The organism is Streptomyces dengpaensis, assembly GCF_002946835.1.
Taxonomy (GTDB): domain Bacteria; phylum Actinomycetota; class Actinomycetes; order Streptomycetales; family Streptomycetaceae; genus Streptomyces; species Streptomyces dengpaensis.
In genome coordinates this window covers 1,079,200-1,099,945 of sequence record NZ_CP026652.1, presented here as the reverse complement: position 1 = coordinate 1,099,945, position 20,746 = coordinate 1,079,200, and the positions used below count along the sequence as shown (strand labels likewise).

Here is a 20,746-nt window from a genome sequence, read left to right as displayed (position 1 = left end):
GTCGACTTCCTATCGTTCGAGGACGAGGGCGAGGCCCTGGCCCACACCGATGCAGAGGGTGGCGACACCAACTCCGGAGCCCTCGCGGGCGAGTTGGTGGGCGACGGTTCCGGCGAGCCGGGCGCCGGACGCGCCGAGGGGGTGGCCGAGCGCGATGGCTCCGCCCTGCGGGTTGAGGATCGCGGGGTCGAACTCGGGCCATTCGGCGACGCAGCCGAGTACCTGGGCGGCGAAGGCCTCGTTCAGTTCTAGTGTTGACAGTGCGTCAAATCCCTTGCCTGCCTTGGCGAGTGCCCGGTTCACGGCCTCGACGGGGGCGAGGCCGAAGTAGTGCGGGTCGATGGCGGAGACGCCGGTCGCGCTGATCCGGGCGAGGGCCTCGCGGCCGGTGGCCTTGAGGCCCTCCTCGTCGACCAGGAGCAGGGCGGCCGCGCCGTCGTTGAGCGGGGAGGCGTTGCCCGCGGTGACCGTGCCTCCCTCGGTGCGGAAGGACGGCCTGAGCTTCGCCATCGCGGCGAGGGAGGCGTCGGGCCGTGACGACCACCTTGTCCATCCGTGAAGCCCCATCTCTCCCGAGCGCCCAGCACTCAAATTAGTCAGGGCACTGATTATTTCTCCGAGGTTTCCAACACGCTGCCACCCGATTCTGTGCCCGTCAAGACCCGTACCTTCTACGCACGTGAGAACCTCGGCGCACGGCGAGACAGGTCCCGACCTGCCCAGGTATCGTTCAGTACACCGACTAATATGAGCCTTGTATGCCGCGGTCGGTCGCGCATACGTGGAGCTGAGGAGCGCACATGGCCGCGGTGGACCTCTCCACCCACCCCGGGCACCTGGCCCGGCGACTGCAGCAGGCGCACTACCTGCTGTGGAACACGATGGTCTCGGAGGAGATCACCTCGCCGCAGTTCGCGGTCCTCAACGCGCTGGTCGCCGAGCCGGGCCTGGACCAGCGCACCGTGGGGGAGCGCGTGGGGCTCGACCGGTCCACCATCGCCGAGGTCATCAGCCGGCTCGGCCGCCGTGGACTGCTCGACAAGGTGCGCGATCCGCAGGACGGCCGCCGCTTCCTGCTGCGCCTCACGGACGACGGGAAGCGCACGCACCGCAAGCTGACCGTCCGCACCGCGCGCATGAACCAGGTCTTCCTCGCCCCGCTCTCCGCGGAGGAGCAGGCGACGTTCTTCGACCTCATCCGGCGCGTCTCGGACGCGGCGGAGGGGCTCCGCAATCCGGCGGAACCCCTCATCACCCAGAGCTAAGCGACCCCGGGGAAGTTCAGGCACGCACCCACGCCGCCCGGCACGCACTCTCGCCGCACCGGCCAAAGGCCCAAGTAGCTCCGCTACGAGGACCTTCGCCCGGCACGCCGAGAGCACGCACCGAACGACGCGGGAACGCACCCGCACTTCCCCGGCGCCGCTTAGGCATTGGCCGACAGGCGCGCATTCGACGGCAGGGCCTGGTCAGGCCCGTTCGGTAGGCCCCGGGTCCGGCCCGCCGGTCACGCCTCCTCAGGCCTTCGCGAAGACCACCCACACCTGGCCCGGCGCGAAGTTCATCGGCGTGCCGTCCGACGTGGTGAACTCCGTGCCGTCCGCCGCGTTGGGACGCGCCCAGTTCACGTCGAAGACGCGGCCGTCGCGCAGCACCTCCGCCTTCCCCGAGCCCACCGTCTCCGTGTACGGCGTGTTGTTGCCCAGGGAGTCGTGGAACTGGGACGGGCGCACCTTCACGTACTGCACGACGACCGTCGCCGGAGCCACCGTCTTGCCCTCGGTCGTCACGGTGGGCGTTCCGTCCATGGCCACCAGCCAGCGCTGCCGGCTCTCGGACCAGGTGAAGGTGAAGCGGGCGGACGGGTAGCGCACGGTGCGTGATGTCTCCGGACTGCCGCCCGCGGGCGCCGTACCGAAATGGAACCCCGTGGTCAGGGCGTCGCTGCCCGGCGCGGATCCCACCAGCTGCTCGGGACGCAGATACAGATTGTGCGGCGCGGGCTTGTCCGTCCCCCGGTAGTACCCGTTGGACGCCTCTCCCGGCGGCTGGGCGTCCAGCGGGGCCTTCTCGATCAGCGGCAGCAGCTTGTGCTGGGCGCCCGAGTAGGCGAGCGTCGGCTCGTCGAACTGGCGCAGCAGCTCAAGATCCGACTCGCGGGCGCTGCGCACGGGCCCGATGGCCTTCGGGAACTTGCTGGCGTAGATCGCCATCAGCCGGCTGAGGCCGCCCTCGACCTGCTCCGTGTAGACGACGTCGGCTGCGTCCAGGCCCGTCTGGGGGCGGGCCGCCCGTACATTGTCGATCTTCACGGCGAGCACCGAACCTGTGCTCGCGGTCTCCTTGTGGTCCTCGCCCGGCCCCTGGGCCGGGCCGCGCCCGTCGTCGACCGTGCGGCCGCGCGCACCGTCATCCGCCGTGCAGCCCGTCATCAGGGATCCCATGGCCGTGATGGCCAGCAGTGCCGCCGTCATCGCGCCGCGCCGCGTTCGCGCCATCTGTCGCATACCCACCGTTCGCCCCCGTCTCGCGTCCTTGATTGTGCGCTTATAGGCCCATCGGAGGCCATACCCGTTCGATTCTGATTGCGCGCGGTACTTGAGCCGATCGGCTCTGCTTGGGCGGCGCTCTTGACCCGATCGGCGCACTACGGCACATCGGAGGCGGAGTACAGGACGGCACATCGGCGGTGGAGTAAGTGGGTGATCGGCCGCGTGGCGTGCGTGGGCGAGAAGCTGAGGGCTGGTCGGCGGCGGTCAGTCCTGGGGGCCGAAGATCTCCGCGAGGTCGTAGCCCGCCGGCTCCTCCAACTGGGCGTATGTGCAGCTCTCGGCGGCGCGGTCGGGGCGCCAGCGGCGGAAGCGGGCCGTGTGCCGGAACCGCACGCCGTTCTCCATGTGGTCGTAGGCCACCTCGGCCACGCGTTCGGGCCGCAGCGGCACCCAGGAGAGGTCCTTCTTCGACGACCACCGGCTGGGCGCGCCCGGCAACCGTGCCGTCTCGTGCGCCGCCTCGTCCGCCCAGGCCGCCCACGGGTGCTCCTCGACCTCCTCCATCCGCAGCGGCTCCAGCTCCTCCACCAGCTCCGCGCGCCGCTTCATCGGGAACGCTGCGCTCACGCCCACGTGCTGGAGGGTGCCCCCGTCGTCGTACAGGCCGAGCAGCAGGGAGCCGACCACCGGCCCGCTCTTGTGGAAGCGGTAACCGGCGACGACGACGTCCGCCGTCCGCTCGTGCTTGATCTTGTACATGGCGCGCTCGTCCTGCAGATAGGGCAGCGTGAGCGGTTTGGCGATCACTCCGTCGAGGCCCGCGCCCTCGTAGTGCTCGAACCAGCGCTGCGCCACCTCGCGGTCCGTGGTCGCCGGCGCCACATGCACCGGTGCCGTCACGCCCGACAGCGCCATGACCAGCAGGGCGCGCCGGTCGCCCAGCGGGACGTCGAGCAGCGACTCGTCGGCGAGCGCCAGCAGATCGAAGGCCACGAAGGAGGCGGGGGTCTTCTCGGCCAGCATCCGCACCCGCGACTGAGCGGGGTGGATCCGTTCCGTGAGCGCGTCGAAGTCGAGCCGCCCCTCCCGGGCGATCACGATCTCGCCGTCCATCACACAACGCTCCGGCAGCCGCTCCCGCAACGCCTCGACCAGCTCGGGAAAGTACCTGGTCAGCGTCTTCCCGGTGCGACTGCCGAGCTCGACCTCGGCGCCGTCGCGGAACACGATCGCCCGGAAACCGTCCCACTTCGCCTCGTAGTGCATGTCCGGCGGGATCTTCGCCACGGACTTGGCGAGCATCGGCTTCACGGGCGGCATCACCGGCAGATCCATGCTTCGAATCTATGAGCCACGCGCGCCCGGCGCGAGGCGCGCGGCGGGCGCGATCCGGGCCTCACACATGCTCGACGTGCTCGCGCACCGCGATCCGGGCCAGCTTCGTCAGCATCATGCCGTTGCGGACCCCGACGATGTAGTCCACGGGGAGTCCGTGCATCCGGGTGCCGGGGCCCCGGAGGGGGTGCCAGTCGAGGGTGAAGAGGGTGTTCTCGCCCCAGGGGATCAAGTTCATGGCGATGCGGGCCGCGCCGAAAGGATCTGCCTTCGCTTCCAGTTCCAGACGGTGCCGCGGTTCGCAGATGCGGACGACGCACGTGTCGTCGAGGGTCACAGGACCGACTCCGACGCGGACTTGCAGGCGGGCGCCCACGGCCGGCCAGTTCGGGTCCGCGGCGAGCACCTGCTGGGTTCCTGTCACCCACTCCCCGTAGCGGTCGCCGTCGGACAGCAGGCTCCACACCTCGGACGGCGAGCTCAGGATCAGACGGCGGCTCCGGGACACGCTGATCACGCCCTTCCTCGGCTCGGCGGTTGGGCGCTGCCGCATCGGGCTGGTCGCGGTCCGGCTGCGCACGGTCTTGGCCCCCAGCCTTATGCCGACCGCCCGCCTGCGCACTCCGGCAAGTCCGGACGGGGTGGCCGGCATGCCCTGCGACGGGGTGGGCCCGCCTGACCTTCGGCCGACCGGGAAAGACGTGGTGGCCAGAGCCTGTTCGCCTTGGCCACCATGTCCTGGCTGCGGCCGGCGCATCTGCGCGTACGGCGAGCGCGGCTGGGCCGCCGTTGCCTGCCGAAGCGGGCCCTCGGGGTCAGAGGCTCGCCGGTTCGGCGTGAGGGGCGCCAGGTAGGGCTCCGATTCTGCTCGGTGACGCGGCCTCTCGCCCGGTGTGCAAGGCGTGCGCCCTGCGCCTACCGTGGCGAGCATGGGCGACGCGGTGGAACTCGAGGTAGCCGGGAGGACCGTACGTCTGTCCAGCCCGGGCAAGATCTTCTTCCCCGAGCGCGGTTTCACGAAGCTGGACCTCGCCCAGTACTACCTGGCCGTCGGCGACGGCATCCTGCGCGCCCTCCGTAACCGCCCCACCACCCTGGAGCGGTACCCGGACGGTGTGACGGGTGAGTCCTTCTTCCAGAAGCGGGCACCCAAGAACATGCCCGACTGGATCCCCACGGCCCACATCACGTTCCCCAGCGGCCGCAGCGCCGACGAGATGTGCCCCACCGAGCCCGCCGCCGTCCTGTGGGCCGCCCAGTTCGGCACGCTCACCTTCCACCCGTGGCCGGTCCGCCGCGACGACGTCGACCGCCCCGACGAACTCCGCATCGACCTCGACCCACAGCCCGGCACGGACTACGCCGACGCCGTACGCGCCGCCCACGAACTGCGCGCCGTCCTCCACGAGTACGGCGATCTGCGCGGCTGGCCCAAGACCTCCGGCGGTCGCGGCCTGCACGTCTTCGTGCCGATCCAGCCGCGCTGGACCTTCACACAGGTGCGCCGGGCCGCCATCGCCGTCGGGCGCGAACTGGAGCGCCGTATGCCCGACCAGGTCACCACCGCCTGGTGGAAGGAGGAGCGGGGCGAAAAGATCTTCGTGGACTACAACCAGGCCGCCAGGGACCGCACCATCGCCTCCGCCTACTCGGTACGCCCCCGCCCGCACGCCCCCGTCTCCGCACCCCTGCGCTGGGACGAGGTGGACGACGCCCAGCCCCAGGACTTCGACCTCGCGACCATGCCGGGACGCTTCGCCGAACTGGGCGATGTGCACGCCGACATGGACGACCACGCCTTCTCTTTGGAGGCCCTGCTGGAACTCGCCAGCCGCGACGAGCACGACCACGGCCTGGGCGATCTGCCGTACCCGCCCGAGTACCCGAAGATGCCGGGCGAACCGAAGCGGGTGCAGCCGAGCCGGGCCAAGCACGAGGAATAGCCCGGCGAACCGCGCGGGATCCGCCGTCCGGCGCACGAGGACCGGTCCCCGGGCGCGATGGGGACCGGAGGTCGGCGGCGTGCCCCATCGACGCCCGGTCGACCTCTTCGATCCCCGTGAGCAACACAGACCTCCCCGTCGTCAGTGGCGTACGGCTGCCACTGATCACAGCATGCCGCACGCCACTGACAACGGCTCAGACAGGACCGATGCCGTCCCTGTGGACCCTCACAACTCCTTGATCCGGATGTCCCGGTACGAGATCACATCCGTCGTGCCGTGCACCTGAAGCCCGAGGTAGCCGGAGGCGAACCGCCGTCCGTCCGTGCCCGGGTCGTCCGAGCGCGGCGGATAGAAGTCCTGGCCGCCGAGGTTGTCGAACTCGTTGATCAGCACGCCGTTGCGGTACACCGAGTAGTGCTGGTCGACGACGCGGATCTCGTAGTCGTTCCAGGTGCCCTTCTGGGTGACGCCGGCACCCGCGAGGCCCACGCGGTCGAAGCCGTAGACCGACCCCGTCTTGTACATGTCGCCGTCCGGCCGGTCGAGCACCTGCACCTCGTGGCCGTACTTGATGGCGACCCACTCGGGCCGTGACTCCTCCGGGTGGTCGTGGACCCCCGGGAACCGCACGAACACCCCGGAGTTGGCGTTACCGGTGCCCGGCGCGTCGTCACGCCACTGGAGCTTCAGCGAGAAGTCGCCGTACTTGCGCTGCGGGAACCACAGCATGCCGAGCCCGCCCTTGGACGTGCCGGACGTCATCGATCCGTCGGCGTTCCGCCCGAACGAGCCGCCGCCCACATGTTCCCACCGGTCGAAGGACGCCTGCGAGCCGTCGAAGATCGTGCGGTAGCCCTCCGTCTGGCCCGGCTTGCCGATGCGGGACTGCTTGGCGGCCTTGGTGATCCGGTTGTCCTCGCGCTGGTCGATGACGCCTTCCTTGAGGAGCTTGTCCAGGACGGTCGTGACGTGCTTGAGGAACAGCGCCTGGGAGGTCCACTCCCTCTCGTCCTCGATCAACTCATTGATGCGGCAACGGTTGTTGGTGACCCGGTTCGGTACGCCCGAGTCGACCGTGCCGACGATCACCGTCAACCGCTCGTCGTACTCAGGGCAGTTGGGCGCGGGAACGCCGCCGCCCGGCGCGACCGTGAAGCTCACCGTCCGTGGCTCGGACGTGTTGCCCGCCTTGTCGCTCGCCCGGTACGCCACGGTGTGCGCGCCGACGCGGTCCACCGACACCGGTGCGGTGTACGCCAGATAGGGCCCGCCGTCGAGCGAGTACTCGATCGCGGCGACTCCCGAACCGCCCTCGTCCATGGCGCTCACGGTCACCTTGGCGTTCCCGACGTACGCCCCGTCGGAGTTGAGCGTCCCGTCGACGGTCACGCCCGTCACGGGTGGCGTCGTGTCCTCGGCGGGCGGCGCGACCACCGTGAACGTGACACTCTTCTCGGCGGCCACGTTGCCCACCTTGTCGGTGGCGCGGTAGCGCACGGTGTGCTCGCCGAGTTGATGCACCATCACCGGTGCGGTGTACGGCATCCAGGCGCCGGAATCGACCGCGTACTCGATCGTGTTGACCCCCGAGCCGGTGTCGGAGGCGGAGACGGTGACCGTGGCCATGTCGAGATAGGCCCCCTCATCGTTCCGCATACCGCTCACCGTCGCCGAGGTCTCGGGCGGTGTCGTGTCGTCGGACGGCGGCGCGACCACCGTGAATGTGACGCTCTTCTCCGCCGCCACGTTGCCGGATTTGTCCGTGGCCCGGTAGCGAACCGTGTGGCTGCCGACCTGGTCGAACACGACGGGCGTGGTGTACGGCTGCCAGGCTCCCGTGGCGCCGACCGCGTACTCCGTCCGGTCGACGCCGGAACCGCCCGTGTCGGTCGCGCTGATCGTCACGCTCGCCGAACCGACGTACTGCCCCTGCCCGTTCTGCGTACCGCTCACGCTCGCCGACGTCTCGGGCGCCGTCGTGTCGTCGCCGCTGCCCTCGGTCACGACGAGGATGCCCTGCATCTGGCCGTGGCCGGGGATCGTGCAGTGGTAGAAGTAGCGGCCCGGGGTGAGCGTGACCTCGGCGGTGTGGCGGCCGCCCTGGTCGTCGTTCGGGTTGGCGAGGATGTTGAGCTCGACGTCGCTGTTGAACTCGGGGTCGGACGTCGCGAACGTCAGCGTGTGCGGCATACCGGTGGTGTTGCCGGTCGCCACGCTGTTCTCGAAGACGATCGTCGTCGGCCCCGCCACCGCCGTCGTCGGCACCGACGTGTACTTGGTGATGTCGTCGCCGGCCGTCCAGGTGAGCACCTGGGCGGCTGCCGCCCGTGCCGGGGCTTCGCTCTGTCCGGCCGCCGACGTCGCCGGAAGCCCGAGCAGCGTCAGCAGCACGGCGAGCAAAGCCGTCCAGACTCTTCGTTGGCGCATCACTGGGCCCCCCTTGCCAGCTGGTCGGCGGTCGGGGTCGCCCCGCCACCGGTGTAAGTGACCTTCCACAGCGCCGACTTGGAGTCCGAGGTGAAGAAGCCGCGCCCGTAGTCGAGGACGTACAGCGCGCCGTCCGGTCCGAACTTCCAGTCCATGAGGTTCTTGATGCCGTCGTTGCCGATGGGCACGATCTTCTTCAGTGACTCCGAGTGGATCGGCAGCCCGCCGTCTCCTTGCGTCTTCGGGTCGGTGAGCACGGCGTTGCGCGGCTGGTCGGCGTCGTAGAAGTCGCCGACGAACCACTTGCCGTCCCAGTACGAGGGCCACGCGTCACTCGGACTCGTCGCGTCGTACCGGTAGACCGGCCCGTTCATCGCCGCCTGGCCGCCGCCCTTGAGCCACGGCAGCAGATAGGTGGCCTCCTCCTGCTTGTACGAGGGGATGCCGTTCGCGTCGCGGGGATAGTCCGGAGCGCCGCCCTGGGGCGAGTACCAGATGTTGCTGCCGGTGACCGGCGGGAGGTTGACGAGACCGTCGTTGTTCGGGGACTCGTTCTTGGGGTGGTCGCAGTCGTACCAGCCGAGCGGCTTGGTCGGGTCGGGCAGATTGCGGTCGCGGTAGGGCTGGTTGTTGCCCATGCAGTACGGCCAGCCCCGGTTGCCCGCCTTGGTGATGACGGCGAAGGTGTCGTACTTGGCGGGGCCCCAGGTGGTCGACGGCGCGCCCGCGTCCGGGCCGACCCACCCGGCGTACAGGGTGTCGGTCTTCTTGTCGACGGCGATCCGCGCGGGATTCCTGACCCCCATCACATAGATCTCACCGCGCGTCTTGCCGCCGCCCTCGGCGGTCTCCTCGCCGGTGAAGAGATTGCCTTCCGGGAGCGTGTACGTGCCGTCGGGCTCCGGGTGGATGCGCAGGATCTTGCCGTTGAGGTTGTTGGTGTTGCCCGCGGTGCGGCGCGCGTCCGCGAACGACACGCCCTTGTAGTGGGGCACGGGGTTGTTGCCCGAGTAACCGTCGCTGAAGCGGCTGGAGTTGTTGTCACCCGTCGCGATGTACAGGTTGCCCTTCGAGTCCCAGGCCATCCCGCCGCCCGCGTGGCAGCAACTGTGGATCTGCACTGGCCACTTGAGCAGTACCTTCTCACTGCTCAGGTCCAGATTGCCGGTGGCGGAATCGAGCGTGAAGCGGGAGACGCGGCGCTCGGCCATCCGCGTGTCGCGGTTGATCTGCGAGTGCGGTGTGTAGTGCAGATACACCCAGCCGTTCTGTTCGAAGCGAGGGTCGATCTCGATGCCGAGCAGCCCCTCCTCGACCTTGATCAGCTCGTCGCCGCCGCCCTTGTTGCCGAAGACCGTCAACTCGCCCGCCAGGGTGACCTTCTTGGTCTTCGGGTCGTAGACGTGGATCTCGCCCTTGCCCTTGCCGACGTCCGGGTTGTTCCAGTCGGTGATCACCGGCCGGGAGGAGTCCGCGCCGCCGCGGCCTATGGAGAGCACGCGCCCGTCGGGTGCGGTGACCAGGCCGTGCGGCTCGCCGATCTGGTCGTTCAGGCCGGGCTGATTGGGCTGCGTCAGGCGCTCCGCCTTGTAGCTGGCGTTGATGGTCGCCTTGCAGTCGGCCTGCGCCAGGCGGGTCGTCCAGAGCAGGGCGCCGCGCAGATGCGTACGGAATTCGGTCTCGTCGTACGACGACACCGTGCCGCCCATACCGGTGTAGAAAGAGCGGCCGCCGTCGTAGTCGCGGCACCAACTCACCGGATGGTCCCAGCCGTTCTTGCTCTCGCCCGGCTGATACGTCGACTCGCGCACCCGCGCCACGGTGTGTACGTCGCCCGACGGGTTCTTCACCCAGTTGAGCCACTGGTCGGGGCGCTTCCACTGGACCGGGAGGTCCTTGGTGGCAGGGTGCTGCCGGTCACCGACCTCAACGGTCGCCCGCTGGATGTTCGTCGGGCTGGTGCTCGCCGGACGGGCGCCGATGAGTCCGGTGAACCAGTCCGAGTACGGCTCGGCGCGGGCCGCGTCATGGATGCCGACGAAACCGCCGCCCGCCTCCATGTAGGCCTCGAGCCCGGCCTCCTGCTCCGGATCGAGGACGTCCCCGCCACCCGTGAGGAACACGATGGCGTTGAACCGGCCCAGCTTGGTCTCGTTGGTGAAGACCGAGGCGTCGCCTGTCGCCTCGACCTTGAAGCGCTGGGCGGCGGAACCGGACAGGCCGATCTTCTCGACGGCCTCGATTCCGGCGTTCACGACCGGCGCTTCGGGCCCGTCCGCCGCGGAACCGTAGAAGATCAGCACCCGTACGTTGGCGCCGCCCGGCGGCGACTTGACGGACATCGTTGTCAGCGCCGGATCCGGAGCCGGGCGAGCGCTCGCGGACGGTGCCGAGAGCGCCCCGGCGATGACGGCTCCGGCGGCCAGAGCGGCGGCCCAGGAACGGGGTCGGCCTCTGTGTTTTGTCGCGCTCAACCCTCGTAAGACTGACGTCGTTTGATGCGATGTGAGCCGCATGTGGTCATCCACTCCTCGTCGGTCACAGCAACAGCGCCAAGGAAGCTAGACCTCTTTTTACGGCTCGCCAATAGCTACGACCGGGATGGAACGAACTTTGTCCTGAGTGTGGAGAAACGACGGGCGGGCAGCTACCGTCTCACAGGTTCATCTCCGCAAATTCCGTACCAGAGTGGGGAGTTCGGCATGGACAGGCGCGGCTTCAATCGGCGGATGCTGCTGGGTGGGGCGGCGGTCGCGACGGGCGCGACATCGTTGTCGATGGCCTCGCGGGCCGTGAGCGCCGACGGCCCGGCGCGGTCCGCGCCGGCCGGCGGCGAGGTCCGGCACATCAAGCTGTACGCCGAGAAGCTGGCCGACGGGCAGATGGGCTACGGCTTCGAGAAGGGCAAGGCGTCGGTCCCCGGCCCGCTGATCGAGCTCAACGAGGGCGACACGCTGCACATCGAGTTCGAGAACACGATGGACGTGGCGGCGAGCCTGCACGTCCACGGCCTCGACTACGAAATCTCCAGCGACGGAACGAAGTTGAACAAGAGCGACGTCGAGCCGGGCGGCACCCGCACGTACACCTGGCGCACGCACGCGCCCGGCCGCCGCAAGGACGGCACATGGCGCGCGGGGAGCGCGGGGTACTGGCACTACCACGACCATGTGGTCGGCACCGAACACGGAACGGGCGGTATTCGGAAGGGCCTTTACGGCCCAGTGATCGTCCGCCGCAAGGGTGACATCCTCCCCGACCGGACCTTCACCATCGTCTTCAACGACATGACGATCAATAACAAAACGGGTCACTCCGGCCCCAACTTCGAGGCCACGGTGGGTGACCGCGTCGAGATCGTGATGATCACGCACGGCGAGTACTACCACACGTTCCATATGCACGGTCACCGCTGGGCGGACAACCGTACGGGGCTGCTGACCGGGCCGGACGACCCGAGCCAGGTCATCGACAACAAGATCGTCGGGCCCGCGGACTCGTTCGGATTCCAGGTGATCGCCGGGGAGGGCGTCGGGGCCGGGGCGTGGATGTACCACTGTCACGTCCAGAGCCATTCCGACATGGGGATGGTGGGGTTGTTCCTGGTGAAGAAGACGGACGGGACGATTCCGGGTTACGAGCCCCATGAGCCCCATGAGCCGCATGAGGCTCACGAAGCGCATGAGCACTAGCGGGTGCTGATGTCGAGCACGGTCCACTCCGTGAAGGGGTCTTCCTGGACGTAGATGCGGGGGCCGCGGCAGACGAGGCGGCGGGGACCGAGGCCGGTGCCGTCGGGGCGGACGAGTCGTCGCTCCGCGACGGCGGTGACCCCCGTATCTGTCAGCTCGCCGATGACGAGCCGGTCGTGGTCGTTCACGTAGCCGCCGAAGAACGTCACGCGACCGTCATGGACCGCCAGTCCGTTGGCACCCCGGACCTGGTTGGCGTGGGGTCGCACACCCCGGTCCGGGCCGATCTCCAGCAGGGAGAAGTCCGTATAGGCGCAGGCCCACGCCGAGCGGCCGCTGACGTTGAGCGCGTAGCAGTCGCTGATCGTGCCGCCGCCGTCCTCCGGGTGGTACGCCCACAGAGGTTCGCCCGTGTGGCTCCAGCGTCGCAGCCCGGGCCAGCTGAGCTCGTCGTCGCCGTACACACCCTCGTCGAAGTAGCCCACCCACAGGTCGCCGGCCTCGTCGGCCAGCAGGTGCTCGATTCCGTCCCCCACGCGAAACGTCCAGGAGAGGCGTCCGAGGGCGTCGAAGACCTGCGCATGCTCCTCGTGCACGCCACTGCGCGTCTCCGCGACGACGAATCCGCCGTCCGGGAGGGCGTCGAACCGGGGGAACTTCCCTTGCACCGGGCTGAGATGGGTCTCCTGCGGTCGGCCGTCCCCGACCGTGACGACCACGGTGTCGTACGGCTCCTTGCCGCGGGATTCGGGCGGCCCGTCGGTCAGGAGCCAGTGCGCGCGCCCGAAGGCGTCGACCGTGCTGCGGACGATGTGCCGGTCCCGATAAGGGCGCGGGAGTCGGGCGAACGCGGCCAGTGGGGTCGCGGGGCGGTCAGGCGTCATGGGCCTTTCTCATGGTCATGCGGCGATCTTCATCCCGTACGGCTCGTCGGCGCAAGCCTTTTGTGAGATCCGAGGTTTCGGTGATCCGGGAGCGCTCTCACGGCGTGTGCGGGGGCGCGGTTATCCTGACCCGCAACCGCCGAGGAGGTGCCCACAGGTGACCGGGACAGCGTCGCGCCCCACGTTGGAGGCCGTGGCCGCGCGGGCCGGGGTCTCCCGTGCCACCGCGTCGCGTGTCGTGAACGGTGGTGACGGCGTGCGGGAGCCGCTCGTCGAGCGGGTGAGGCGGGCCGTCGAAGAACTCGGGTACGTGCCGAACCAGGCCGCGCGCAGCCTCGTCACGCGGCGCCATGACGCGGTGGCGGTCGTGATCGCCGAACCGGAGACCAGGGTCTTCGCGGACCCCTTCTTCGCACTCCAACTCCGCGGCATCAGCAAGGAATTGACGGCACACGACTCGCAACTCGTGCTGCTGCTCACGGAGGGCCGCGACGACCACGCACGCGTCGGCCGCTATCTCGCCGGCGGCCACGTCGACGGCGCGCTCGTCTTCTCCCTGCACCTCCACGACCCGTTGCCCGGACTGATCCAGGGCGCGGGCGTGCCGACCGTGTTCGGCGGACGCCCGGGCTGGGCCGACGGCACCCGCGACGCCGCACCCACGGTGTACGTCGACTGCGACAACCGGGGCGGCGCCCGCGAGGCCGTACGTCACCTCGCCGGACTCGGCCGTACGCGCATCGCGCACATCACCGGCGCCCTCGACCAGACGTCCGCGGCCGACCGGCTCGACGGGTTCCGGGACGTCATGGCCGACGTCGATCCGGCGCTCATCGCCGAGGGCGACTTCACGCCCGCGGGCGGCGAGCACGCGATGCGGGAGCTGCTTGAGCGCCGCCCCGACGTGGACGCGGTGTTCGCCGCGAACGATCTGTCGGCCTCGGGCGCCCTGCGCGTCCTGCGTGAGCGCGGACGGCGGGTGCCCGACGACGTCGCCGTGATCGGCTTCGACGACATGCTGCCGGTCGCCGAGCAGACGGACCCACCGCTGACGACGGTCCGTCAGGACATCGAGGAAATCGGCCGGTTGATGGCCCGACTGCTGCTGCGCGGCCTCGACCGTGGGGCTGTGCGCGGCCTCGGCCACGGGGCCGCGCGTGATCTCGACCGCCGGGCCGGTGAAGACCATCTCGGAGACGCACCGTCCAGTGTGGTGCTGCCGACGACACTCGTACGACGGGCCTCCGCCTGAGAAATGGGCTCGGTAGGGGCCCGCACATCGGGGCCCCTACCGGACCAGGCGGGGTTCAGCCCTGCTGCGGCACGCTCTTGATCACCGCGAAGCGTGCCCCATACGGGTCGGCGAGCTTCGCCATGCGGCCGACGCCCTCCAGGTCCGTCGCGGGCATGCGGACGGTGCCGCCCAGCTCCTGGGTCTTGGCGACCGCGGCGTCCGTGTCGGTGACCTCGAAGTACGGCAGCCAGTACGCGCCGGACTCCGCCTCGGTCGGGTCGTCGGCCAGCGGGACGACGCCGCCGAACATGGCCTCCTCCTCGGTCCCCGCTGGGTTGATACAGGTGTAGGTGCCGCCGGGGAACGGCATCGCCGAGGTGTTCCAGCCGAAGACCGAGCCGTAGAACGCGGCGGCCTCGGGGACGTCCGGAGTGTAGAGCTCGACCCAGCACAGCGAGCCGGGGTCCCCGGCCACGTCCAGGCCCTTGTTGCGGCCCGGCTGCCAGATGCCGAAGGGCACGCCCGCGTCGTCGGCGAGGATCGCCATGTGGCCCTCGCCCATCACGTCCATGGGCTGCATGAGCACGGAGCCCTTGGCCAGCTCCGCCGCCTTGGCCGTGGCCTCCGCGTCGGGGCTCTGGAAGTACACCGTCCAGGAGGGCGGTCCCTGCTCCGGAGTGGTCTGCATACCGGCGGCGACGGTCTTACCGTCGAGCTGGAAGAAGCCGTAGCCTCCGGCGTCCGGGCCCGCCGACTGGAACTGCCAGCCGAAGAGGCCTCCGTAGAAAGCGATGGCGCCGTCGATGTCGGAGGTGCCGACATCGACCCAGTTCGGGGCGCCGGTGACAAAGCGGGTGGTGAGCATCATTGCCTTCCCTCTGAAGGGTCCCGTTTGAAGGACCGTTGCCTGCACTCGACGAGTCTTCCACCCACCACTGACAATCGCCGTCGGAGCGCGGCGGCGGGCCGGCGCGTCGAGCACGAACAGCTTGGGTGACCAGGCGCTTTCCTTGTTGTCACGCTCCCAGCGCGGTTCTCACGCGCCCTGCGCGCCGCCGTGCGCTTGGGTGCGCGGCGGGGGCACCATCAGGGGGCGCTTGAGCAGGTCGCCGTGCGGGGCTCGCCCGGACCATGGAACGCGTCATTGATCCCGCGTTGATCGAACGTTTTTCGGCGCCAGGCACGATCTTGCCCATGTACTTGGAAACGATCACTGCGTCCGACATGGCCTGGCAGGAGCAGGCACTCTGCGCGCAGACGGGGGCCGACTTCTTCTTTCCCGAGCCGGGCAGCTCGGTGCGGGAGGCGAAGCGCATCTGCGCCATGTGCGCGATGCGCTCCGCGTGCTTGGAGTACGCGCTGAACAACGACGAACGCTTCGGGGTCTGGGGCGGCCTCTCCGAGAAGGAGCGCCTCGGCCTCAGGCGAAGGGCCCAGAACTGAACCGGTACCCCTCAGTCGTACGCGTCAGCCGTACGGCACGGTGTGGTCGAGCAGGCGTGCGGTTAAGATCCCGGTGGCGCAGCCGGGCGTAGAGCAGAGGCAGACTCGCCGCCCTCTCAAGGCGGATACGCCGGTTCGAATCCGGTCGTCCGGGCTGCGTCGCGGGTCGTCCGGTCCACGGTCACCGGGATCCGGGTCCTGTAGAGCAGAGGCAGACTCGTCGCCTTGCCAAGGCGGATACGCCGGTTCGAATCCGGCCGGGACCACGACAGCACGGACGCGGGGCGGGGACACATGGGTGACGGTCGGGGGATCACGGAGGACGAGCTGGCCGCTTTCCACCGTACGGTCGGGAAGCTGCGGGCTCTGCTCGTTGACGACCCGGTACGGCTGCGGGCCGAACAGGTCGCCGCGTCCTTCGCGCGCGACGGACGACTGCGCAGGCGGAAGGCGCGCGGTGCCGAACTGTCCGCCGCCGACGCCGCCACGATGGGCGCGACCGCGACCGGCGCGCTCGACCGGCGGGAGGACGCGCCGCTGGCCCGCCCCGCCGAGGCCGGTGCGGGGGGCGTCTTCGTCAGGCCCCGCACCTGCTACATCTGCAAGACGCCCTATCGACAGGTCGACTCCTTCTACCACCGGCTGTGCCCGGAGTGCGCCGCCGACAACACCGCCCGGCGTACGCTCGGCACCGACCTGAGCGGGCGCCGTGCGCTGCTCACCGGGGGCCGGGTCAAGATCGGCTTCCAGCTCGCCCTGATGATGCTGCGCGACGGCGTCGAACTCCTGGTCACCAGCCGCTTTCCGCACGACACCATGCGCCGCTTCCGGGCCGAACCGGAGAGCGAGAAGTGGCTGGACCGGCTGACGGTGCTCGCCGTCGACCTGCGCGATCCACGTCAGGTGCTCGGCCTGTGCGAGCAGTTGCGGCAGGAGGGCGAGCCCCTCGACATCCTCGTGAACAACGCCGCGCAGACGGTGCGACGGCCCCCGGAGTCGTATGCGCTGCTGGCCGACGCGGAGTACGCGGAACTGCCCGAAGGAGCCCGCCAGGCACCTGGGTTCACACCGATGCGCGCCCTGGAGGGAGGCCCTTCGGCGCTGCCCGTGGTGCTGCGCGAGGCCGACGAGGCCGGGCTGCTGCCCGACCCCTCCCCGGACAACTCCTGGTCGGCGCGGCTCGGTGAACTGGATCCGGCCGAGGTCCTGGAGACGCAGCTGGTCAACGCGCTCGCCCCGGCGCTGCTCTGCGACCGGCTGCTGCCACTGCTGCTCGCCTCGCCGCACCCGCGCCGCTACGTCGTCGACGTGACGGCCGTCGAGGGCCGCTTCGCCGTCCGCAACAAGACGGCCGGCCATCCGCACACCAACATGGCCAAGGCAGCCCTCAACATGCTCACGCGGACCAGCGCCGCCGAACTGGCCGAGCGGGGCGTGCACATGTGCGCCGTCGACACGGGGTGGATCACCGACGAGAACCCCGCTCCGAAGAAGGAGCGCATGGCGGACGCGGGGTTCCGTACACCGCTGGACATCGTGGACGGTGCGGCCCGGGTGTACGACCCGATCGTGCGCGGTGAAGCGGGCGCGCCCGCGTCCGGGGTGTTCCTCAAGGACTATCGGGAGGCGGAGTGGTGAGCGGGCCCGAGTCGGAGCCACGGGCGGAGGTCCGAGTCGCGTTCGCGGGCGTGCCCTCCGTCGTGCCGCGTCCGGTGGCCGAACTGGCGCCACTGCTCGACTGGTTGCGCGGTGGCCGTCCGGCGGGGGAACGGCTGGACTTCACGACGGGTACGGCGCTGCCCGACGGCCGGCTCGATCTGTGCAAGCAGGGGATCGGTCCTGAGGGCGCCGCGCTCGTCGCCGAGGCGCTGTCCGAGCGGTACTCAGCGTCTGAAGGGGTCGCGGGGTCCGAAGGGCCGTCTCCCGTACGGCACTTGCTGCTCGGCACCGACGGGCTCGGCGACGAGGGCGCCGCGGCCGTCACCGCGAGCGCGGACGTCGAAACGCTCTACCTCGGCTGCAACGGCATCACCGCGGGCGGCGCCTGCCGCATCGCCGACAACCTGCGCGCCTCGCCGCGCGTCGTCACCGGCGTGTGGCTCAAGCGCAATCCGCTCGGCAGCGGGGGAGGACCGGCCGCCGCCGAACTCATTGAGGCCGCACGGTCGTTGCGCACGCTCGACCTCGTGCAGACCGGGCTCGACGCGACGGGCGCGGTCGTTCTCGCCGAAGCCCTCCTCGCCGCGGCGGACAGCGGTCGCCGCATCGAGCGGCTGTTCCTCGGCGGAAACCCCCTCGGCGCGGACGGCGCGGTGGCCTTGGCCGCGTTGATCGCCGCGGGTGCGACCGACGAACTCTATGTGTCGGCCGCGCGGTTGGGCGACCGGGGTGCGCTCCGTCTCGCCGACGCGCTCGACCGGGCGCCCTACGGGCGGCTTGCCCGGCTCTCCGTCGCCAGCAACGGCATCGGGCCGCAGGCCGCCGCCCGCCTGGTGACGGCGGCGACCGCGGCCGGGGTCACGCTCCTCGACCTGGGGCGGGTACGGGCGGCCGCCGTCCTCGGCGCGGCCGACAACCACGTCGACCTCACTGCCGCCCAGGCCATCGCGGACACCCTGGCCGGTGCCGAGAACCGCCTCAGCCATCTCGTCCTCACCCACACCGGCATGCGCAGCCGCGAGGCCCACCGCCTCCTCGACACCGCACCGCGCGCCGTCACCGCCACCCGCTTCGTCCTCGGCCAGGGCATCGCGGCCAGTATCAAGCGCCGCCTGGAAGCACTGAGCGCGCATGTCCCGCCACCGTCGGTCCCGGCTGACATCGCCGCCGTACGAAGCGTCCACCGCACGGCACCCCCCGACGGCGACGGCTGAGACGACGGCAAGGACTACGGCTGAGACGACCGGTGATCAGCGCCGCATCCCCATGAATATCTCCGTCCAGAACCGCTGCTGCTCCTGCGTCGCCCCCACCAGATACGTCGCCCGCAGCTTCGGCGGCAGCAGGGGAACCAGCCGTCCCACCACCTTCCGGTGCTTCTTCAGCTGGGACAGCTCGGCGTTGGCGAGGATCTGGTGGACCACGTCGCTGTCGTCGGCACCCTCGTCGGAGTGCTCCGCGGCGCGCCGCAGCCGGGCCTCCCAGACGTCCGCCTCGCGGGCGAGCTCGCGCAGACCGGCCACCGGGCGGCCGTTCAGCCGGTCGATGAGCGCCGTCAGCGGCACCGGCGCGTACTCGCCGTCGCCGAGGTAGACGGTCGCCATCTCCAGGGGCAGTCCGCGCCGGTGCAGCTTGATGAGCCGCTCCAGGGTCCGCTTGGTGATCCAGGCACGGCCGTCGTCGTCGATGTCGTGCTTCCACCACTCCAGGACGGTCTCGGCGTCCGGGCCATAGCGCGCGAGCAGCCACTCATTGGCCGGGATGTCTTCCGGCTCGACCGTCAGCGAGGCCGTGAAACGGGTCGCCTGCGCGATGTTGTTCCGCGAGACGAGCAGCTTGCGGCCCAGGTGGTACGGCGGATTCTGTACGGCTACCTGCGCCCGCAGGTTCTCGATCCGGCGCCCCGCGAGCGACCACTCCTGGGTGATCTCCATCAACTTGGCGAACGCGGCCTTGTCCTTGGGCCGGTTGTACTCGTCCCAGACGATCGCCTTCGGCTCGGGACCGGTGAAGTTCGCCGCGAGCAGATTGTCCAGCGTGCCGTCCGCCGACGGGATCGGCACGCACAGGTCCTCGACGTTGGTCACCGGCAGCGAGAAGTACAGCGGCTCCCGGCCCAGCCCCTCGCGCACCGTCTCCCGGACGAGCTCGGTCTTGCCGCAGCCCGGCGGGCCCTGCAGCAGCACCGTCCAGCGATTGCGCAGCGCGGCCCGGACGACCTGACGTACGGGATCGGGAAGCGTCGACGGGTTGGACACGCCCACGTACTCGGCGATCCGGTTCAAGATCTCCGCCGTCCGGTTCTGACCGGGCTTGCCGTCCGGACCGGGCTCGACGAGGCGCAGCCGCTCGCCGTCCACCAGGGGCAGGCCCCAGCGCAGCGGGAAGCCCTCCCGGGCGTTGGCCAGGATGTGGTCCAGGGTGCGTGGCGACAGCAGTTCGCGGAGCGTGGGGGAGAGGGACGCCCACAGCGAGAAGACCGGAGCCAGGTCCCATTCCCGGTATGTGGCCGCGAGGTGGCGGCGCCACGACGTGTCGTTCGCGGTGATCCGCATCGTGACCATGCGGTCCAGGAGGGCGAGGTCACTGCGCCGCGCCGACGTCTCGGCCAGGGACTCGTTGTCGGTGAGGAAGACGCCGATGCAGCCCAGGGCCCGCAGATCGTGCTCGCCCAGCGTCCAGTTGCAGGCAACCTGCATCAGCTGCGACTGGATGGTCTCGCCGGCCTGCAGCGAGTCGTCGATGAGCAGCACGAACGGCGTGCCGGGCTTGAGCTGGTTCATCACGAGCTGGCGCAGCACGAGTTCGCCGGTGCGCGGGTCCCGTACCGGCGCGTTGACGAGCAGATCGTCGGGGGTGAGATTCGCCGCGGGCACGTAGACCAGCGTGGCGTCGGGGTGGGCGCGCGCCATATGGGAGAAGAACGTCGCCGTCTTGCCGATGCCGTGCTCGCCGAAGACCTGGCCCGTCTGCCCCATGTCGATCATCGCGTCGATGAACGCCTCGAGGCGGGACGGCACGGGTGCGGTGCGGTCGGTGCGGCCGGGGTTGGTAACGGTGGTCATCCGTCCTGATCCTGTGCTGAGGGGTGCTGCCGAGAGGTGTTGAGGAGTGTCACCATGAGGTGCTGAGGGTTTTACCGCGATCCTGTGGTCACGCGATGGCAGTCCATGGCCGGTATGTGGGTCTCGGGCCACTCATGGCCGCCCTCTGTGATCAGCCAGATCCATTTGCCGGGCTCCGCGGGTGTGATCGGCGGAGCGTATCCGTCGGTGAGCATCACCACGGCGTCCGGACTGACCTCGCAGCGGCGGCCGTTCACCTCCGTGCGTCCCTCCACGTAGTCGGCGACGGCCTGGAAGCTCGTGCCGCCTCCGCCGTAGACCCGGCTGCCCGGCTCGAAGGGCATCACCACCGCGTCGAAGGACAGCCAGTGCGCCTCGACCCCGTCGATCCGGCCGACGAGTTCGGTGAGCCAGTCGATAACCCGGTCCGGCATGGAGCCCGAGGTGTCGTACGCGATGACGAGTACCTTGTCGCGCACCGGGCCGCGCCGCGAGAGCACCGGTCCCGCCTGCCGGACTCGGTGGGTGAACTTCGCGTGCGAGCCGAACTGGGCGCGCAGCGCGGGCGG

At 70.0% G+C, this 20,746-nt stretch carries 15 protein-coding genes, 2 tRNA genes and 2 pseudogenes; 9 read left to right on the top strand and 10 right to left on the bottom strand.

Translation table 11 applies throughout. From position 1 onward, the window contains the following. Nucleotides 1–9: 9 nt before the first annotated feature. A pseudogene (locus C4B68_RS05140) lies at nucleotides 10–534 on the bottom strand (thiolase family protein); the annotation flags it as partial. A 266-nt stretch (nucleotides 535–800) separates the two neighbouring features. Here C4B68_RS05140 and C4B68_RS05135 point away from each other — a divergent pair. Continuing rightward, nucleotides 801–1,265 carry a MarR family winged helix-turn-helix transcriptional regulator gene (locus tag C4B68_RS05135; protein ID WP_099502380.1) on the top strand — a complete coding sequence of 155 codons (465 nt, stop codon included), beginning with the start codon at nucleotides 801–803 and terminating at the stop codon, nucleotides 1,263–1,265. A gap of 252 nt (nucleotides 1,266–1,517) precedes the next feature. On the opposite strand, the gene C4B68_RS05130 is transcribed toward C4B68_RS05135, so the two are convergent. The 3 genes from C4B68_RS05130 to C4B68_RS05120 all read right to left on the bottom strand — a co-directional run bounded on the left by C4B68_RS05130 (nucleotide 1,518) and on the right by C4B68_RS05120 (nucleotide 4,335). Next, nucleotides 1,518–2,507, bottom strand: coding sequence for a DUF3048 domain-containing protein (locus tag C4B68_RS05130; protein WP_099502381.1), 990 nt, complete (start codon nucleotides 2,505–2,507; stop codon nucleotides 1,518–1,520). 249 nt (nucleotides 2,508–2,756) lie between these two features. Next, a complete protein-coding gene (locus C4B68_RS05125; protein WP_099502382.1) occupies nucleotides 2,757–3,827 on the bottom strand; it encodes an ATP-dependent DNA ligase in 1,071 nt (356 codons plus the stop codon). A gap of 61 nt (nucleotides 3,828–3,888) precedes the next feature. Further along, nucleotides 3,889–4,335, bottom strand: a complete 447-nt coding sequence (locus C4B68_RS05120; RefSeq protein ID WP_099502501.1) for an SRPBCC family protein — start codon at nucleotides 4,333–4,335, stop codon at nucleotides 3,889–3,891. Between the two features lie 421 nt (nucleotides 4,336–4,756). On the opposite strand from C4B68_RS05120, the gene ligD reads away from it, so the two are divergent. After that, nucleotides 4,757–5,770 (top strand): non-homologous end-joining DNA ligase, encoded by a 1,014-nt coding sequence (gene ligD, locus C4B68_RS05115; RefSeq protein ID WP_099502383.1) that lies wholly within the window; start codon nucleotides 4,757–4,759, stop codon nucleotides 5,768–5,770. A 228-nt stretch (nucleotides 5,771–5,998) separates the two neighbouring features. Here ligD and C4B68_RS05110 read toward each other — a convergent pair whose 3' ends face one another. Then, nucleotides 5,999–8,200, bottom strand: a complete 2,202-nt coding sequence (locus C4B68_RS05110; protein ID WP_099502384.1) for an OmpL47-type beta-barrel domain-containing protein — start codon at nucleotides 8,198–8,200, stop codon at nucleotides 5,999–6,001. After that, entirely contained in the window at nucleotides 8,200–10,626 is a 2,427-nt protein-coding gene (locus C4B68_RS05105) for a ThuA domain-containing protein (RefSeq protein WP_099502502.1), read from the bottom strand. Before C4B68_RS05105 ends, C4B68_RS05110 begins: the two co-directional genes overlap by 1 nt. 276 nt (nucleotides 10,627–10,902) lie before the next feature. Between C4B68_RS05105 and C4B68_RS05100 the strand changes: the two genes are divergently transcribed. After that, the gene (locus C4B68_RS05100; RefSeq protein WP_099502385.1) at nucleotides 10,903–11,892 is read left to right on the top strand and encodes a multicopper oxidase domain-containing protein; all 990 of its coding nucleotides are present in this window, start codon (nucleotides 10,903–10,905) and stop codon (nucleotides 11,890–11,892) included. Here C4B68_RS05100 and C4B68_RS05095 read toward each other — a convergent pair. Beyond that, nucleotides 11,889–12,776, bottom strand: a complete 888-nt coding sequence (locus C4B68_RS05095) for a hypothetical protein (protein WP_099502386.1) — start codon at nucleotides 12,774–12,776, stop codon at nucleotides 11,889–11,891. The two genes, C4B68_RS05100 and C4B68_RS05095, sit on opposite strands and share 4 nt — an antisense overlap. 157 nt (nucleotides 12,777–12,933) lie before the next feature. Here C4B68_RS05095 and C4B68_RS05090 point away from each other — a divergent pair, with 157 nt between their 5' ends. Beyond that, nucleotides 12,934–14,028, top strand: a complete 1,095-nt coding sequence (locus C4B68_RS05090) for a LacI family DNA-binding transcriptional regulator (RefSeq protein ID WP_099502387.1) — start codon at nucleotides 12,934–12,936, stop codon at nucleotides 14,026–14,028. A gap of 55 nt (nucleotides 14,029–14,083) precedes the next feature. Here C4B68_RS05090 and C4B68_RS05085 read toward each other — a convergent pair whose 3' ends face one another. Beyond that, nucleotides 14,084–14,875 (bottom strand): VOC family protein, encoded by a 792-nt coding sequence (locus C4B68_RS05085; protein WP_099502503.1) that lies wholly within the window; start codon nucleotides 14,873–14,875, stop codon nucleotides 14,084–14,086. 329 nt (nucleotides 14,876–15,204) lie between these two features. Here C4B68_RS05085 and C4B68_RS05080 point away from each other — a divergent pair, with 329 nt between their 5' ends. The 5 genes from C4B68_RS05080 to C4B68_RS05060 all read left to right on the top strand — a co-directional run bounded on the left by C4B68_RS05080 (nucleotide 15,205) and on the right by C4B68_RS05060 (nucleotide 18,326). Then, on the top strand, nucleotides 15,205–15,453 hold the full coding sequence (locus C4B68_RS05080) for a WhiB family transcriptional regulator (RefSeq protein WP_180289274.1): 249 nt from the start codon (nucleotides 15,205–15,207) through the stop codon (nucleotides 15,451–15,453). An 82-nt stretch (nucleotides 15,454–15,535) separates the two neighbouring features. Continuing rightward, nucleotides 15,536–15,607 (top strand) — tRNA-Glu (locus tag C4B68_RS05075). A 40-nt stretch (nucleotides 15,608–15,647) separates the two neighbouring features. Beyond that, nucleotides 15,648–15,719, top strand: a tRNA-Gly gene (locus tag C4B68_RS05070). A 28-nt stretch (nucleotides 15,720–15,747) separates the two neighbouring features. Further along, entirely contained in the window at nucleotides 15,748–17,091 is a 1,344-nt protein-coding gene (locus C4B68_RS05065; RefSeq protein WP_099502388.1) for an SDR family NAD(P)-dependent oxidoreductase, read from the top strand. Continuing rightward, on the top strand, nucleotides 17,088–18,326 hold the full coding sequence (locus C4B68_RS05060; RefSeq protein ID WP_240634180.1) for a leucine-rich repeat domain-containing protein: 1,239 nt from the start codon (nucleotides 17,088–17,090) through the stop codon (nucleotides 18,324–18,326). Before C4B68_RS05065 ends, C4B68_RS05060 begins: the two co-directional genes overlap by 4 nt. Nucleotides 18,327–18,362: 36 nt before the next feature. Here the strand turns inward: C4B68_RS05060 and C4B68_RS05055 are convergent, their stop codons facing one another. Continuing rightward, complete coding sequence (locus C4B68_RS05055) at nucleotides 18,363–20,177, bottom strand: MoxR family ATPase (RefSeq protein ID WP_099502390.1); 1,815 nt, start codon at nucleotides 20,175–20,177, stop codon at nucleotides 18,363–18,365. Between the two features lie 71 nt (nucleotides 20,178–20,248). Further along, nucleotides 20,249–20,680, bottom strand: a pseudogene (locus C4B68_RS05050) (hypothetical protein); the annotation flags it as partial. Between the last annotated feature and the right edge of the window lie 66 nt (nucleotides 20,681–20,746).